The following is a 15,465-nucleotide window of genomic DNA, read 5'->3' as shown; positions in this document are numbered from 1 at the left end:
CACGGCGCGGGCAGCGGCCGGCAGCCGGGCCACCATGGAGACGCACGCATGAACGACACCGCTCGCACGCCGGAGGCCGGCGCATCCAATATCCCCGACAGCCGGGGCATCAATTTCTTCACGGCCGATCCCGATCTCGGCGCATTGCTGAAGCTGCATCTCGGCACCGACCAATACGCAGCACTCGAACCGCGGCTGCATGCGCTCGGCGCACGCGTGTCGGGCGAGCTCGACGAATGGGCATCGCGCGCGGACAAGCATCCGCCCGTGCTCGAGTACCGCAACCGGCGTGGCGAGGCCGTGCAGCGGATCGACAAGGATCCCGCGTATGTCGCGCTCGAGCGCGTCGCCTATGCGGAGCTCGGGCTGGCGTCGCTGAGCCACCAGCCCGAGGCGGTGGCGCCGCTCGTCAAATACGCGCTGACGTTCCTGTTCGTGCAGGCCGAATTCGGGCTGTGCTGCCCGGTCAGCATGACCGATTCGCTTACGCGCACGCTGCGCCGTTTCGGCGAGCCGGCGCTCGTCGAGCGTTACCTGCCGATGCTCGCGTCGCGCGATTTCGACACGCTGTTCCAGGGCGCGATGTTCATGACCGAGCAGGCGGCCGGCTCCGACGTCGCGCGCATCGCGACGCGCGCGGCGCGCGAAACGGATGCGCAGGGCAACGCGGTCTGGCGTCTGTACGGCGACAAGTGGTTCTGCTCGAACGCGGACGCCGATCTCGCGATGGTGCTGGCGCGGCCCGACGGCGCGCCGGACGGCATCAAGGGCCTCGCGCTGTTCCTGTTGCCGAAGACGCTGCCGGACGGCACGCGCAACGCGTACCGGATCGTGCGGTTGAAGGACAAGCTCGGCAGCCGCTCGATGGCGAGCGGCGAGATCGCGCTCGAAGGCGCGCAGGCGTATCTGATCGGCGAGATCGGTCGCGGCTTTCACCAGATGGCCGACATGATCAACATGTCGCGGCTGTCGAACGGCGTGCGGGCGGCCGGGCTGATGCGGCGCGCGCTGAACGAGTCGCTGCACGTGGCGGCGAACCGCGCCGCGTTCGGCCGCAAGCTGATCGAGATGCCGCTGATGCAGCGCCAGCTGATGAAGATGCTGCTGCCCGCCGAGGCCGCGCGCGCGATGTTCATGCAGATCGCGCTGCTGCTGCCGCAGGCGGATGCGGGTGACGAGCAGGCCGCGCGCTGCGTGCGCATCCTGACGCCGCTGATCAAGTTCCGCGCGTGCCGCGACGCACGCCGCGTGACGGGCGATGCGATGGAAGTGCGCGGCGGCACCGGCTACATCGAGGAGTGGAGCGATGCGCGTCTCGTGCGCGATGCGCATCTCGGCTCGATCTGGGAAGGCACGAGCAACATCGTCGCGCTCGACGTCGCGCGTGCCGCGCAGCGCGAGCATGCGCTCGACGCGCTGCGTACGTTCCTCGGCGACCGGCTCGGCGCCGCGCCGCTGCCCGACGCGAGCCGCGCGGCACTGCGGCGCATCCTGACGCGCGCGTGCGACGCGCTCGCGCGGGTCGCGGCGGATGGCGACGATGCACGCGTGCGGCAGGCCGCGTCGGCGCTGTATTACGCGAGCGCGGCCGTGCTGATGGCATGCGAAGGCGTGCGGCTCGCGCCCGATTACCGGCGCCTCGCGCTCGCGCACCTGATCGTGCGTCACAAGCTGCTGCCGGTCGACCCGCTCGCGCCGCCGTCGCGCGACGACGAACCGGCGGCGTTCGACGCGCTGCTGCGCGGCACGCCGGTGCCGCTCGACATGGCGCTCGACCTGCTGCCGGAGGTCGAACGATGAGCGCGACGCGAGGGGCACTGGACGGTCTGAAGGTCGTCGACCTGAGCCGCGTGCTCGGCGGCCCGTACTGTACGCAGGCGCTCGCCGACCACGGCGCGACGGTCGTCAAGATCGAGCCGCCGGACGGCGACGAGACGCGCGGCTGGGGGCCGCCGTTCCTCGGCGACACCGCGTGGTACTTCATGGGTGTGAACCGCAACAAGGAAGGGCTCGCGCTCGACCTGTCCCGCGACGAAGGGCGCGCGATCCTGTGGCGCCTGCTCGAAGAGGCCGACGTACTCGTCGAGAACTTCAAGCCCGGCACGCTCGCGCGCTGGGGGATGGACTACGCGCGCGACCTGCGGCCGCTTTTTCCGCGCCTGATCCACTGCGCGGTGACGGGCTTCGGCGAAGACGGCCCGCTCGGCGGGCTGCCCGGCTACGACGCGGTTATCCAGGCGATGGCCGGGCTGATGAGCGTGAATGGCGAGCGCGACGGCGGTGCGATGCGCATCGGTCTGCCGATCGTCGACATGGTCACGGGGCTCAACGCGCTGGCCGGCATCCTGCTCGCGCTCGCGGAGCGGGAGAAGAGCGGCCAGGGCCAGTCGATCGACATCGCGCTGTACGACTGCGGCGTGTCGCTGCTGCATCCGCACCTGCCGAACTTCTTCGGCTCGGGGCGCGTGCCCGAGCGCAGCGGCAACGCGCATCCGAACATCGCGCCGTACGACAGCTACCGCACGGCCACCGTGCCGATCTTTCTCGCGGTCGGCAACGACCGGCAGTTCGCGCGGCTCGTCGCGCATCTCGGCGCGCCGGCGCTGGCCGGCGACCCGCGTTTCGTCGACAACCGCAGCCGTTGCGCGCACCGCTCGCAGCTGAAGGTCGAGCTGGAGGCACGGCTCGCCGCGCATTCGTGCGAGCCGCTCGCCCGCGACCTGATGGCAGCGGGCGTGCCGTGCGGGCCGGTACGCAACGTCGGCGACGTCACGCGCGATCCGCATGCGCTGCACCGGAACCTGTTCGTCGAGCTCGGCGCGTATCGCGGCACCGCATCGCCGGTGAAGCTGTCGCGTACGCCGGCGACTTACCGCACGCCGCCGCCCGCGCTCGGGCGCGACACGCGCGCGGTGCTCGATCGCCTCGGCGTCGATCCGGTGCTCCAGCAGCAACTGCTCGACGCCGGCGTGCTGAAGGTCGCACCGGACCCGACGTGACCGGCCGAGGGGGCGGCTGCACGTGAACCCCCTCGGCGGACTCAACGCAACACCGCAACACCGCAACACCGCCAGCCGGCGGCGCAATGCCGGCCATCCGGCAACGCGCGCGACAGTCGCGCGGCCGATCACGAACATGGAGACATCGATGAGCCGTCCGCAATCCCCGTCCGCCGCACAACCGCAACCGCGGCCCGGCCGCGCCGCCCTCGCGGCATTCGTCGGCACCACGATCGAGTGGTACGACTTCTACATCTACGGCACGGCCGCGGCGCTCGTGTTCGGCAAGGTGTTCTTTTCCAGCACGATGGATCCCGGCGTCGCGACGCTGCTCGCATTCGTCACGTTCTGGGCCGGCTTCGCCGCGCGGCCGCTCGGCGGGATCGTGTTCGGGCATCTCGGCGATCGCGTCGGCCGCAAGACGGCGCTCGTGATCACGCTCGTGATGATGGGCCTCGCGACGACCGGCATCGGTCTCTTGCCCGGCTATGCGTCGATCGGCGTATGGGCGCCGGTGGGGCTCGTCGTGCTGCGCGTGCTGCAGGGCATCGCTGTCGGCGGCGAGTGGGGCGGCGCGGTGCTGATCGCGAGCGAGAACGCGCCGAAGCATCGCAGCATCCTGTACGCGGCATTCGCACAGCAGGGTTCGCCTACCGGCAACCTGCTCGCGACGGCCGCGTTCTTCGCGCTGAGCGCGCTGCCGACGCCGTCGTTTCTGATGTGGGGCTGGCGCATCCCGTTCCTGCTGTCGGCCGTACTCGTGCTCATCGGAATGGTGATCCGGCTGCGGCTCGAGGAATCGGTCGACATGCAGCGCGTGCTCGCGCGCAAGCGTACGGTGAAGCTGCCGCTGCGCGACGTCGTGCGCGACCACTGGCCCGTCGTACTGCTCGCGGCCGGCACGCTGCCGGTGATCAACGTCACGTACTTCCGCAGCACGTTCGCGCTGTCGTGGGCCACCAAGGAGCTCGGCTATGCGCAGGGCACCTTCCTCGGCATCCTGTCGATCTCGCTCGTCGTGCAGTTCCTGATGCAGCCGATCGGCGCGTGGTTCGTGTCGAAGGTCGACATGCGGCGTGCGATGTGCTGGATCCTGATTCCGGAGATCGTGCTGATGCCGGTGATGTTCCATGCGCTCGCCACGCGTTCGTACGGGGTCGCCGTTGCGGGCATGTGCATCTCGACGATTCCGTCCGCGATGTTCTACGGCGCGGTCGGCGGCGTGCTCGCACGCGTGTTTCCGGCCAACATCCGCTACACCGGGCTGTCGCTCGCGTACCAGTTGAGCGCGCTCGTCGTCGGCGGCGGCACGCCGGTGCTCGCGCAGGCGATCCTGAATGCGACCGGCAGCATCGTCGGCGTCGCGATCGCGTCGGGGCTCTATGCGCTCGTATCGCTCGCGTGCATGCTGGCGCTGCTGAATCGCACCGGCTATCGCGCGAACGAACTGTCGACGGCCGAGCGCAGCGATGCGGCCGAATGGGGCACCGAAAGTACCGGCGCCGACAACCCGGCGGGCACGACGGCGCGCGAGGACGAGCGCGCCACGTTGAAACCGGCGGGGTAAGCCGGGCGGGGCGGCGCGTTCCCGGAAAACGCCCCGCCAAAAGCAAACGGCACCGTGCGATACACGGTGCCGTTTGCTTTTTGTGCGATGCGCCGGCATGGCCGGCCATCGCGATTCGCGGAGGCTCAGCCTTCGGTCGGCGGCACGTAGCCGGACGCCTGGTCCGCGCCGTCGCCGAAGAAGTACTTCTCGGTCTGCTTCATCAGGTACTGGCGCGCGCGCGGGTCGGCCATGTTCAGGCGGTTCTCGTTGATCAGCATCGTCTGCTGCTTGAGCCAGCCTTGCCATGCTTCCTTCGACACGCTTTCGTAGATGCGCTTGCCGAGTTCGCCCGGCAGCGGCGGGAAATCGAGCGCTTCGGCTTCCTTGCCGAGCTTCGCGCATTGGATCATTCGAGCCATCGTGTACTTCTCCTGTAATCGGTGTCTGGGGGAGGGCAGTCGTGCCTGCGCTCAGAGCTGTTTCATCAGCACGAGCGACTTGCGCTGCCAGTTATAGAGTTTGCGGCGGTCTTCCGGCAGGTCGTCGACGCTCACCTTGACGAAGCCGCGCTTGAGGAACCAGTGCTCGGTGCGCGTCGTGAGCACGAAGATGTGCGTGAGGCCGCGCGCGCGGGCGCGCTGCTCGATGCGCTTGAGCAGGCGTTCGCCGTCGCCGGAGCCTTGCGCTTCCGGCGCGACCGTCAGGCACGCCATCTCGCCGATCTTTTCCTGCTGGTACGGATACAGCGCCGCGCAGCCGAACAGCACGCCATCGTGCTCGATCACCGAGAAGTGATCGATGTCGCGTTCGATCTGGTGACGGCCGCGCCGCACCAGCGTGCCGTCGGATTCGAGCGGCTCGATCAGCGACAGGATGCCGCCGACGTCGTCCGGCGTCGCTTCGCGCAGGCTCTCGAGGTTCTCGTACGAGATCATCGTGCCGACGCCGTCGTGCAGGAACAGTTCGAGCAGCATGCTGCCGTCGAGCGACTGCGGAATCAGGTGGGCCCGGGTCACGCCGCCGCGGCATGCGCGGATCGAATGCTTCAGGAAGAACGCGTCGTCGCCCTGGACGTTGCCGGAATCGAGCAGCTCGGCGGCCGCATCCAGCGACATTTCGCGGACCAGCTCGCCCTCGTCGTCGACGATGCCGGGCGCTTCGGTCAGGAAGATGATCTTGTCGGCGCGCAGCGCGATCGCGGCGGCCGATGCGACGTCTTCCATCGACAGGTTGAACGCTTCGCCGGTCGGCGAGAAGCCGAGCGGCGACAGCAGCACGAGCTTGCGGCTCGCGAGCGAATGACGGATCGATTCGGCGTCGATCTTGCGCACGATGCCCGTGTGCGCGAAGTCGACCCCGTCGAGAATCCCCACCGGCCGCGCGGTCACGAAGTTGCCGGACACGACGCTGATGTGCGCGTGCGCCATCGGCGAGTTCGGCAGACCCTGGCTGATCGCGGCCTCGATGTCGAGACGCACTTCGCCGGCCGCTTCCTTCGCGGATTCGAGCGCGCGCGCATCGGTGATGCGCAGCCCGTGCGAAAACTCGGATTCGACACCATGCAGGCTCAGCTGCTCCTCGACCTGCGGCCGCGAGCCGTGCACGAGCACGATCTGGATGCCCATCGCCTGCAGCAGCGCGATGTCGGACACGAGCGCGTTCAGCAGCCCCTGCTGCACCACTTCGCCGCCGAACCCCACGACGAACGTGCTGTTGCGGAACTTGTGGATATAGGGCGCGACGGAGCGCATCCAGTCGACGAACTGCGCGTGGCTGGCGGCCGAATCGTCGGCGGCCGGCGACGTCGCGGCGTCGGTCTGGGCGGGAGGGAGGTCGGTTTGGGAATTCATGGGCGGGATTATAATGCGCCCCCATGTCGAATGTACCTAAAAGTCCCGCGCCGACGCGGGCCAAAGCGCCGTCGGCGAAGCACCCGGATGGTGCGGCCGATGCGCGTCAGCAGCAGGGCCAGCCGCCGCGCCAGCAGCAACAGCAGGCCAGCCAGCCGCCGCGCGGGCCGCGCGGCGGCGAACGGCGCGGCGAGTCGGGCCAGCCGGCCCAGCCAGCCGTCAAGGGCGCGCCGCAGGCGACCGGCGAGCGCGCACCGCGCCGCGAGCGTGCGCCGCGCGCCGCCGTCGCACCGAACCCCGTTCCGCCGATCACGTATCCCGAAAGCCTGCCCGTGTCGGGCAAACGCGACGAAATCGCGCGTGCGATCGCCGGTCATCAGGTTGTCATCGTCTGCGGCGAAACGGGCTCGGGCAAGACCACCCAGTTGCCGAAGATCTGTCTCGATCTCGGCCGCGGCCTCGGTGCCGGCGGCACGGGGCTGATCGGCCACACGCAGCCGCGGCGCCTGGCCGCGTCGTCGACCGGCCGACGCATCGCCGAGGAGCTCGGCACGCCGTTCGGCGAAGTGGTCGGCTACAAGGTGCGCTTCACCGACAATCTCGCGCCGGGCGCGTCCGTCAAGCTGATGACGGACGGGATCCTGCTCGCCGAGACGCAGACCGATCCGCTGCTGAAGGCGTACGACACGCTCATCATCGACGAGGCGCACGAGCGCAGCCTGAACATCGACTTCCTGCTCGGCTATCTGAAGGAGATTCTTCCGAGGCGGCCGGACCTGAAGCTGATCGTCACGTCCGCGACGATCGACGCCGACCGCTTCGCGCGCCATTTCGGCACCGACGAGCGCCCGGCGCCCGTGATCGAGGTGAGCGGGCGGCTGTATCCGGTCGAGATGCGTTACCGGCCGGTGGCCGAGGATCGCCCGGCCGTGAAGAACGCCGAAGGCACCGGCGGCCGCGACCGCGTGAAGACCGCGCGCGAGGCCGAACGCGACCTGATGGACGCGATCGTCGACGCGGTCGACGAGCTGTGCCGCGAAGGCCCCGGCGACGTGCTGGTGTTCCTGCCCGGCGAGCGCGAGATCCGCGAAGCGGCCGAGGCGCTGCGCAAGCACCACCCGCCGCATACCGAGATCCTGCCGCTCTTCGCGCGGCTGTCGGCGGCCGACCAGGACAAGGTGTTCAAGGCGTCGAACGCGCGCCGGATCGTGCTCGCGACCAACGTGGCCGAAACGTCGCTGACGGTGCCGGGCATCCGCTACGTCGTTGACACGGGCCTCGCGCGCGTGAAGCGCTATTCGTACCGCAACAAGGTCGAGCAGCTGCAGGTCGAGTCGATCTCGCAGGCCGCCGCGAACCAGCGCGCGGGCCGCTGTGGCCGGGTGGCCGACGGCGTGTGCATCCGCCTGTATGAAGAAACCGACTACCAGGCGCGCGCCCGCTTCACCGATCCGGAAATCCTGCGCGCGTCGCTCGCGTCGGTGATCCTGCGGATGAAGTCGCTGCACCTGACGGCGATCGAATCGTTTCCGTTCCTCGAGCCGCCGCCCGGGCGCGCGATCGCGGACGGCTACCAGTTGCTCAACGAGCTCGGCGCGGTCGACGACGACAACGCGCTGACGCCGCTCGGGCGCGAGCTTGCGCGGCTGCCGCTCGACCCGCGCGTCGGCCGGATGATTCTCGCCGCGCGCGACCAGCAGTCGCTGCGCGAGGTGCTGATCATCGCGAGCGCGCTGTCCGTGCAGGATCCGCGCGATCGCCCGATCGAGGCGCAGGAGCAGGCCGACCAGGCGCATCGCCGGTTCGCCGACGAGCGCTCCGAATTCCTGCAATGGCTGAAGATCTGGGCGTGGTTCGAAGAGGCCGTCGCGCACAAGAAATCGAATCGCCAGCTCGTCGACGCGTGCCGGCAGAATTTTCTGTCGCACCTGCGGCTGCGCGAATGGCGCGACGTCCATTCGCAACTGCTGACGGTCGTGCGCGAGCACGGCTGGCGGCTCAACGAGGCCGAGGCGACCTATGAGCAGGTGCATCTGGCCCTGTTGACCGGCCTGCTCGGCAACCTCGGCATGAAGGCCGACGACGATCCGCATTACCTCGGCGCGCGCGGGATCAAGTTTTATCTATGGCCGGGCTCCGCGCTCGCGAAGAAGGCCGGCCGCTGGGTGATGGCGGCCGAACTCGTCGAGACGAGCCGGCTGTACGCGCGCTGCCTCGCGAAGATCGAGCCGGAGTGGGTCGAGAAGATCGGCGCGCACCTGCTGAAGAAGTCGCTGTCCGAGCCGCACTGGGAGAAGCGTCCCGCCCAGGTCAGCGCGTTCGAGCGCGCGACGCTGTACGGGCTGCCGATCTACCACCGCCGGCGCGTCGCGTTCGGCAAGCAGGATCCGGCGCGCGCGCGCGAGCTGTTCATCCGCGGCGCGCTCGTCGAAGGCGAATTCGACACGAAGCTGCCGTTCTTCGCGCACAACCGCAAGCTGCTCGCCGACATCGAGCAGCTCGAGCACAAGTCGCGCCGGCAGGACGTGCTGGTCGACGACGAGCTGATCTACGCGTACTACGACCAGGCGATTCCGGCGGGCATCCACACGGGCGCCGCGTTCGAGCGCTGGTATCGCGACGAGGTGAAGCAGGGCGTCCAGCCGGACGACAGGCAGCGCCTGCTGTACCTGTCGCGCGACGACCTGATGCGCCACGAGGCGGCCGGCGTGACGACCGAGCTGTTCCCGAAGCGGGCGACGATGGCCGGCGTCGAGATGGCGCTCACGTACCACTTCGAGCCGGGCACGCCGCGCGACGGCGTGACGCTCGCGGTGCCGCTCTACGCGCTGAACCAGGTCGACGCGCGCCGCTGCGAATGGCTCGTGCCGGGGATGCTGAAGGAGAAGGTGCAACTGCTGCTCAAGTCGCTGCCGCAGAAGCTGCGCCGGCACTGCGTGCCGCTGCCGGAGTACGCGGCCGGTTTCGTCGAGCGGACGGGCCGCGAGCGCTTCGGCGCGGGCGGTCTCGTCGAGGCGCTGATCGCCGACGTGCGTGCGCAGACGCAGGTCATGATGAAGACGGCCGACTTCAAGCTCGAGACGCTGCCCGCGCACCTGTTCATGAACTTCAAGGTGATCGACGAGCACGGCCGCCAGCTCGCGATGGGGCGCAACCTCGCGCAACTGCGCCAGGAGCTCGGCGCGCAGGCGCAGCAGCAGTTCCAGAAGATCGCGGCGGCGTCGACGATCTCCCCGGGCGGCGAAACCGACACGGGCGACGCGCCGGCGTCCGCAGCCGGGCAGGCACTGGCACCGGCGCCCGCAGCGAAGGGCGGCAAGGCGGGCAAGGGCGCCGCGCCGCAGACGGCCGCGCCGGCGGAAGCGGGCGCGACGGCGCTGTATGAGAACCTGACGACGTGGAACTTCGGCAAGCTCCCCGAGCTGCTGGAGATCCGCCGGCGCGGCCAGACGCTGTACGGCTACCCGGCGCTCGTCGATCGCGGCACGCACTGCGACGTCGAGGTGTTCGACTCGCCCGAGGAGGCCGCGCGGATCCACCGGGCCGGCCTGCGGCGCCTGTTCGCGCTGCAACTGAAGGAGCCGATCAAGTTCCTCGAGAAGAACCTGCCGGGGCTGCGCGAGATGGCGATGCAGTACATGTCGCTCGGCACGCAGGACGAGCTGCGCGACCAGTTGATCGACACGGCGCTCGACCGCGCGTGCCTGCAGGATCCGCTGCCCGACGACGACGCGAGCTTCCACGCGCGTCGCGACGAGGGCCGCAGCCGCCTGAACCTGCTTGCGCAGGAGATCGCGCGGCTCGTCGGGCAGATCCTCGCCGAATACGCGGGTCTCGCGAAGAAGCTCGCACAGGCGAAACCGTTCGCGCAGGCCCACGCCGATCTCCAGCAGCAGCTCGCGGCGCTGGTCGGCAAGCGCTTCGTGATCGACACCCCTTACGTGCAGCTTGCGCACTTTCCGCGCTACCTGAAGGGCATCGCGCTGCGGATCGACAAGCTGAAGGCCGATCCGGCGCGCGACGCGAAGCAGTCCGCCGAGCTGCTGCCGCTCGTTCAGCAGTACCAGCGCGCGGTGTCGCAGCGCGGCGGCGTGGCGGACTCGCGGCTCGCGGAATTCCGCTGGCTGCTCGAGGAACTGCGAATTTCGTTATTTGCGCAGGAACTGCGCACGCCGATGCCTGTCTCTGTCAAGCGTCTGCACAAGGTCTGGGAGTCGATGCAGCGCTAGTGCAACGGCGGTTTTCCGGGCCCGCACCGGCCGCCGGCCCCGGTCGGCGGCGCAGCGCCTGCCGCAGCCGGCCGTATGGCCGTCGCGGCGTGCGTCGAAGTGGCGCAACGCCGGCTCCCGTCAACCGGCGGGGCCGGTCGAACGTTTTACAATGACTGTTGTTCCACGACGTGAGTCTTCATGCGCACTTTCCTTTCTTTCGGCCGCACGCTCGCGCTGGCCGCCGCCGTACTGGCGCCCGCCGCACACGCGAATAACGTGATCGTCCTCAACTCGGCCGAAGCGACGCTTTCCCTGATCGATCAGCAGACCCGCCAGGTCGTCTCCACGATGCCAACCGGCAAGGAGCCGCACCACCTGATGATTACGCCCGACAATGCGTCGCTGATCGTCGCAAATTCGGTCTCGAACAGCCTGATGTTCCTCGATCCGAAGACGGGCAAGCTGCAGCGCACCGTCGAAGGGATCGACGATCCGTACCAGCTCGGCTTCTCGCCCGACCGCAAATGGTTCGCGGCTGCCGGGCTGCGCCTCGACCGCGTCGACATCTACGGCTACGACGGTCGCGACCTGCGCCTCGTGAAGCGCGTGCCGCTCGGAGTCATGCCGAGCCACCTCGCGTTCACGAAGGACAGCAAGACGCTGCTCGTGTCGCTGCAGGTGTCCGGCGAGATCGCGGCGATCGATCTGCCGACGCAGACGGTCAAGTGGAAGATGAAGGTCGGCAAGGTGCCGGCGGGCCTGTGGCTCACGCCGGACGACAAGTACCTGCTGGTCGGGATGACCGGCTCGGATTACGTCGCGGTGGTCGACTGGCGCAACCAGAAGGTCGTCAAGCAGATCGTGACGGGCAAGGGCGCGCACAACTTCCGTTCGCTCGCCGACGGCACGCACGTCGCGGTCACGAACCGGGTCGCGAATACGATCAGCATCATCGACGAGAACACGCTCACCAACGTCGGCGACATCACCGGCCTGCTGCCGGGGCCGGACGACATGGAGCTGTCCGCCGACAAGAAGACGCTGTGGGTGACGTTCCGCTTCGCGAAGAAGGTCGGTATCATCGACTTGCCGTCGCGCAAGCTGGTGCAGACGATCTCCGTCGGCCGCTCGCCGCACGGGATCTACTTCTACGACCGCGCGCCGTGGAAGGCTGCGAACGGCGCGTGACGGACGGAGGCGAACGATGCTGCACCTGATCGATGCGTTCGTGTCGGACATCCAGACCTGGCTGTATGTCGACGTCGTGCAGCCGCTCCTCTTCAAGTTCAACCTGATGGACTATGACGAGGACACCTACGACGCACTCTACTGGGTCATCATCGGCGCGCTGCAGATGGTGCTGATGTTCGCGCTGCTGCGCCCGCTCGAGGCGCTCGCGCCCGTCGAGCGCTGGAAGAACCGCCGCGCGGTGCGGGTCGACGTGATCTACACGGCGATCTCGAAGCTCGGCATCTACACGCTGTTCTTCTTCTTCGCGCTGCAGCCGGTGTTCGACAACTTCCAGGCGTGGATGCGCCTGCATGGCGTCGCGAATTTCAACCTCGACTATCTGTGGCCGGGCGTGACCTCGCAGCCGATCGTCGCGTTTGCGATCTACCTCGTCGTGCTCGACTTCGCCGGCTACTGGTATCACCGCTGGCAGCACAAGTTCGGCATCTGGTGGGAGCTGCACGCGGTCCATCACAGCCAGCGGCAGATGTCGCTGTGGTGCGACGATCGCAACCACCTGCTCGACGACGTGCTGCAATCGTGCTTCTTCGCGGCGATCGCGCTCGTGATCGGCGTGACGCCATCGCAGTTCGTCGTGCTGACCGCGGTCACCAACTTCCTGCAGAGCATCCAGCATACGAATGCGCGGCTGTCGTTCGGCCGGCTCGGCGAGCGCCTGCTCGTGAGCCCGACCTTCCACCGGCGCCACCACGCCGTCGGCTACGGCCACGAAGGCACCAAGTACGGCTGCAACTTCGGCGTGCTGTTCCCGTGGTGGGACATGATGTTCGGCACCGCGTCGTGGAACCGCACGGTCGAGCCGACCGGCATCCGCGAGCAGGTCGAAGGCGTGTCCTACGGCGAAGGCTTCTGGGCGCAGCACGGCCTCGCGTTCGTGCGCATCTTCCGGCGCATCGTTCCCGCGAAGCGCGGCGCGGCATCGGCCTGATCCGGTCATTTTCCCGTTGAACGGCGTTCCCACACGGCCCGCATGTGCTTTGGCGCATGCGGGCCGTGTGGTTTATCCTTTCCCCGTTTTTCTCCATCAATACAGGCACCAAAGGCTCGCATGAACGACTTGCTGCGCTCCTTCGTCCGGGCGCTCGTCAGCGCGCTGCACCCGCGCATGCTGTGGCTCACCCTGATGCCGTTCGTCGTGTCGGCGCTGCTGTGGGGCGTCGTGCTGTGGTTCTCGTGGCAGACACTGATCGACGCCGCGCGCGGCGCGCTCGACGGCTTCATGCTGACGGCCGCGCTGTACCGCGCATTCGACGCGATCGGGATGTCGCAGCTGCATGCGGTCATCGCGCCGTTCGTCGTCGTGTCGCTGGCGATTCCGCTGATCGTGCTTACCGTGCTGCTGCTGATCGCGGCGATTTCGATGCCGGTCGTGATCAGGCACCTGTCGAACCGGCAGTTCGCTGCGCTCGAGACGAAGCGCGGCGGCACGTTCTTCGGCAGCGTGTTCAATTCGCTCGGCGCGGCGCTCGTCGGCGTCGTGCTGCTCGTCGTCACGATCCCGCTGTGGCTGATTCCGCCGTTCTTCGCGCTGCTGCCGCCCGTGATCTGGGGCTGGCTCACGTACCGCGTGATGACCTACGACGCGCTCGCGCAGCACGCGAGCCGCGACGAGCGCCGGGCACTCGTGCGGCAGCATCGCTGGCCGCTGATCGGCATCGGCGTCGCGACCGGGCTGCTCGGCACCGTTCCGACCTTCGTGTGGGTCTCGTCGGTCTGGATGATGGTGCTGTTCCCGTTCGTCGCGGCGGCCATGATCTGGGTATACGCTTTCATCCTCGTCTTCTCGGCGCTGTGGTTCGGGCACTACTGCCTGCGCGCGCTGGAAGACCTGCGCGCGAGCTCGCGCGCCACCGCAATCGACATGGGGCAGGCATGAGCATCGGCATCATCATCATCGGCGACGAAATCCTTTCGGGCCGCCGGCAGGACAAGCATCTGGCGAAGGTCATCGAGCTGCTCGGCGCGCGCGGCCTCGCGCTCGACTGGGCCGAATACATCGGCGACGATCCGGCGCGCATCACCGCGACGCTCGCGCGCGCGATCGCATCCGGCGACATCGTGTTCTCGACGGGCGGGATCGGCGCGACGCCGGACGACCACACGCGCCAGTGCGCGGCCGCCGCGCTCGGCGTGCCGCTCGAGCTGCATCCGGAAGCGAAGGTGCTGATCTCGGAGCGCATCCGCGAGATGCACACCGATCCGGCCACGCCGGTCAACTTCGATTCGCCGGAAAACCAGCACCGCTTCAACATGGGCGTGTTCCCGGCGGGTGCCGCGATCATCCCGAACGGGTACAACCGGATTCCCGGCTTCTCGGTCGGCGATCTGCACTTCGTGCCGGGCTTCCCGGTCATGGCGTGGCCGATGATCGAATGGGTGCTCGACACGAAGTACCGGCACCTGCATCACGCGAGCCCGCACGCGGAGCGCTCGCTGTACGTGTTCGAACTGCCGGAATCGACGCTCGCGCCGCTGATGGAAAGGATCGAGCGCGACTTCCCCGGCGTGCGCGTGTTCAGCCTGCCGAGCGTGGGCGACGCCGAGCGCGGCGGGATCTACGCGCGCCGGCATATCGATCTCGGCGTGAAGGGCGAGCCGGAGGCGGTCGCGGCCGCGTTCGTGAAGCTGCGCGAAGGCGTGCACCTGCTCGGCGGCGACATCGTCGAACCGGACGCGCCGCGCGCCTGAGCGGCCGGCAATCCGGTCGCGCACAAGCACGAAACGGCCGCACAAAAGGCACGGGCCGCGCAACGCGGCCCGTCATCGGGGTGTCATCGCCCGGCTCGACGATGTCGCAGTCGGGCGCGGCGGACGGCAGGCGCGCTCAGGCGCCGATCCACGGCAGTTTTCGGAAGCACCAGCCGTCGACCGTCTTGCGATGGCCTTCGGCGTCCTTCGCGCCTTCGAAGCCTTCGAGCAGGTCGAGCGCCTTCGTGAAGCCGGCCTGCGCGGAGGCGACCGCGGCGAGCTTCGAGCGCGCGGCGCTGCGGCACAGGAACAGCACGGGCGTGTCGGGTGCGATGGCTGCCTTTAGTTCGTTGACGAATTCGGCGTTCGGCACGCCGCCCGGGTAGCGCGTCCATTCGATGTGCAGGTACTGGCCGTCGCCGACGAGCGGGCGGCCGATCCAGTCGAGCTCGGCGCGGGTGCGCACGTCGACGAGGCGGGCCGACGGGTCGAGCTGCAGCAGTTCGAATGCCTCGACCGGCAGCAGCGCGCCGGCATAGTCGAGCGAGCCCTGGGTGCGGCGTTCTTCGGCCTTGGCGTAAAGCTGGTCGAGCGTACTCATGGCAGGAGGTCTCCGTATCGGTCAAACGCGCATTCTAGCGCGCTGCCGCCGCAGGGATGTCCGGGCGCCGTGCGGTGCATGCACCGCCCACGCACTCACCAAAAGAGTGCAGAATGGCGCGCATGCACCAGAATGATTCCATCCCGCCGATGTGCCGCGCCGATTGCACCATCGCGGTGCGATCGGCCGGCGGGCGCCGCGGTGCGTGGCCCCGGAATTGCGCAGCCGGGCCCCGCCACGGCGCGGGCGGGCGCGATTCTCGCCGATTCGGCGCAGGGTTGGCATGGAAGCTGCTATATAGAATTCGGTCGACCCG

At 68.6% G+C, this 15,465-nt stretch carries 11 protein-coding genes; 8 read left to right on the top strand and 3 right to left on the bottom strand.

What is annotated here, in order from left to right; all coding sequences use genetic code 11:
- Positions 1 to 48 precede the first annotated feature (48 nt).
- The 3 genes from DCN14_RS26135 to DCN14_RS26125 all read left to right on the top strand — a co-directional run bounded on the left by DCN14_RS26135 (position 49) and on the right by DCN14_RS26125 (position 4,566).
- Positions 49 to 1,800 carry an acyl-CoA dehydrogenase family protein gene (locus DCN14_RS26135; RefSeq protein WP_096508627.1) on the top strand — a complete coding sequence of 584 codons (1,752 nt, stop codon included), beginning with the start codon at positions 49 to 51 and terminating at the stop codon, positions 1,798 to 1,800.
- Complete coding sequence (locus tag DCN14_RS26130; RefSeq protein WP_096508626.1) at positions 1,797 to 2,999, top strand: CoA transferase; 1,203 nt, start codon at positions 1,797 to 1,799, stop codon at positions 2,997 to 2,999. Before DCN14_RS26135 ends, DCN14_RS26130 begins: the two co-directional genes overlap by 4 nt.
- Before the next feature lie 148 nt (positions 3,000 to 3,147).
- Positions 3,148 to 4,566 (top strand): MFS transporter, encoded by a 1,419-nt coding sequence (locus DCN14_RS26125; RefSeq protein ID WP_096508625.1) that lies wholly within the window; start codon positions 3,148 to 3,150, stop codon positions 4,564 to 4,566.
- Positions 4,567 to 4,691: 125 nt separating this feature from the next.
- Here DCN14_RS26125 and DCN14_RS26120 read toward each other — a convergent pair whose 3' ends face one another.
- Positions 4,692 to 4,967 carry an oxidative damage protection protein gene (locus DCN14_RS26120; protein WP_096508624.1) on the bottom strand — a complete coding sequence of 92 codons (276 nt, stop codon included), beginning with the start codon at positions 4,965 to 4,967 and terminating at the stop codon, positions 4,692 to 4,694.
- Between the two features lie 51 nt (positions 4,968 to 5,018).
- Entirely contained in the window at positions 5,019 to 6,398 is a 1,380-nt protein-coding gene (argA, locus tag DCN14_RS26115; RefSeq protein WP_096508623.1) for an amino-acid N-acetyltransferase, read from the bottom strand.
- A gap of 23 nt (positions 6,399 to 6,421) precedes the next feature.
- On the opposite strand from argA, the gene hrpA reads away from it, so the two are divergent.
- From hrpA to DCN14_RS26090, 5 genes are all read left to right on the top strand, one after another.
- Positions 6,422 to 10,627, top strand: coding sequence for an ATP-dependent RNA helicase HrpA (gene hrpA / locus DCN14_RS26110; protein WP_115531447.1), 4,206 nt, complete (start codon positions 6,422 to 6,424; stop codon positions 10,625 to 10,627).
- Positions 10,628 to 10,807: 180 nt separating this feature from the next.
- Complete coding sequence (locus DCN14_RS26105; protein WP_096509001.1) at positions 10,808 to 11,797, top strand: beta-propeller fold lactonase family protein; 990 nt, start codon at positions 10,808 to 10,810, stop codon at positions 11,795 to 11,797.
- A 16-nt stretch (positions 11,798 to 11,813) separates the two neighbouring features.
- Positions 11,814 to 12,788: a sterol desaturase family protein gene (locus DCN14_RS26100; RefSeq protein ID WP_096509000.1), complete on the top strand. Its 975-nt coding sequence runs from the start codon at positions 11,814 to 11,816 to the stop codon at positions 12,786 to 12,788.
- Between the two features lie 120 nt (positions 12,789 to 12,908).
- Positions 12,909 to 13,736 carry an EI24 domain-containing protein gene (locus DCN14_RS26095; protein ID WP_096508999.1) on the top strand — a complete coding sequence of 276 codons (828 nt, stop codon included), beginning with the start codon at positions 12,909 to 12,911 and terminating at the stop codon, positions 13,734 to 13,736.
- The gene (locus tag DCN14_RS26090; protein WP_096508998.1) at positions 13,733 to 14,548 is read left to right on the top strand and encodes a molybdopterin-binding protein; all 816 of its coding nucleotides are present in this window, start codon (positions 13,733 to 13,735) and stop codon (positions 14,546 to 14,548) included. Before DCN14_RS26095 ends, DCN14_RS26090 begins: the two co-directional genes overlap by 4 nt.
- A gap of 136 nt (positions 14,549 to 14,684) precedes the next feature.
- Here DCN14_RS26090 and DCN14_RS26085 read toward each other — a convergent pair whose 3' ends face one another.
- The gene (locus tag DCN14_RS26085) at positions 14,685 to 15,149 is read right to left on the bottom strand and encodes a rhodanese-like domain-containing protein (RefSeq protein ID WP_096508997.1); all 465 of its coding nucleotides are present in this window, start codon (positions 15,147 to 15,149) and stop codon (positions 14,685 to 14,687) included.
- Positions 15,150 to 15,465: the final 316 nt, after the last annotated feature.

It is taken from the genome of Burkholderia sp. IDO3, assembly GCF_003366075.1.
GTDB classification, from domain to species: domain Bacteria; phylum Pseudomonadota; class Gammaproteobacteria; order Burkholderiales; family Burkholderiaceae; genus Burkholderia; species Burkholderia anthina.
Note: the sequence above shows the minus strand (reverse complement) of the source record. Positions and strands in the feature narration are given on the sequence as shown.

Coding starts and splice junctions, on each gene's coding strand:
- DCN14_RS26135 (WP_096508627.1), top strand. CDS start 49: ATGAACGACACCGCTCGCACGCCGGAGGCCGGCGCATCCAATATCCCC.
- DCN14_RS26085 (WP_096508997.1), bottom strand. CDS start 15,149: ATGAGTACGCTCGACCAGCTTTACGCCAAGGCCGAAGAACGCCGCACC.
- DCN14_RS26120 (WP_096508624.1), bottom strand. CDS start 4,967: ATGGCTCGAATGATCCAATGCGCGAAGCTCGGCAAGGAAGCCGAAGCG.
- DCN14_RS26095 (WP_096508999.1), top strand. CDS start 12,909: ATGAACGACTTGCTGCGCTCCTTCGTCCGGGCGCTCGTCAGCGCGCTG.
- DCN14_RS26125 (WP_096508625.1), top strand. CDS start 3,148: ATGAGCCGTCCGCAATCCCCGTCCGCCGCACAACCGCAACCGCGGCCC.
- DCN14_RS26105 (WP_096509001.1), top strand. CDS start 10,808: ATGCGCACTTTCCTTTCTTTCGGCCGCACGCTCGCGCTGGCCGCCGCC.
- argA (WP_096508623.1), bottom strand. CDS start 6,398: ATGAATTCCCAAACCGACCTCCCTCCCGCCCAGACCGACGCCGCGACG.
- DCN14_RS26130 (WP_096508626.1), top strand. CDS start 1,797: ATGAGCGCGACGCGAGGGGCACTGGACGGTCTGAAGGTCGTCGACCTG.
- DCN14_RS26090 (WP_096508998.1), top strand. CDS start 13,733: ATGAGCATCGGCATCATCATCATCGGCGACGAAATCCTTTCGGGCCGC.
- hrpA (WP_115531447.1), top strand. CDS start 6,422: ATGTCGAATGTACCTAAAAGTCCCGCGCCGACGCGGGCCAAAGCGCCG.
- DCN14_RS26100 (WP_096509000.1), top strand. CDS start 11,814: ATGCTGCACCTGATCGATGCGTTCGTGTCGGACATCCAGACCTGGCTG.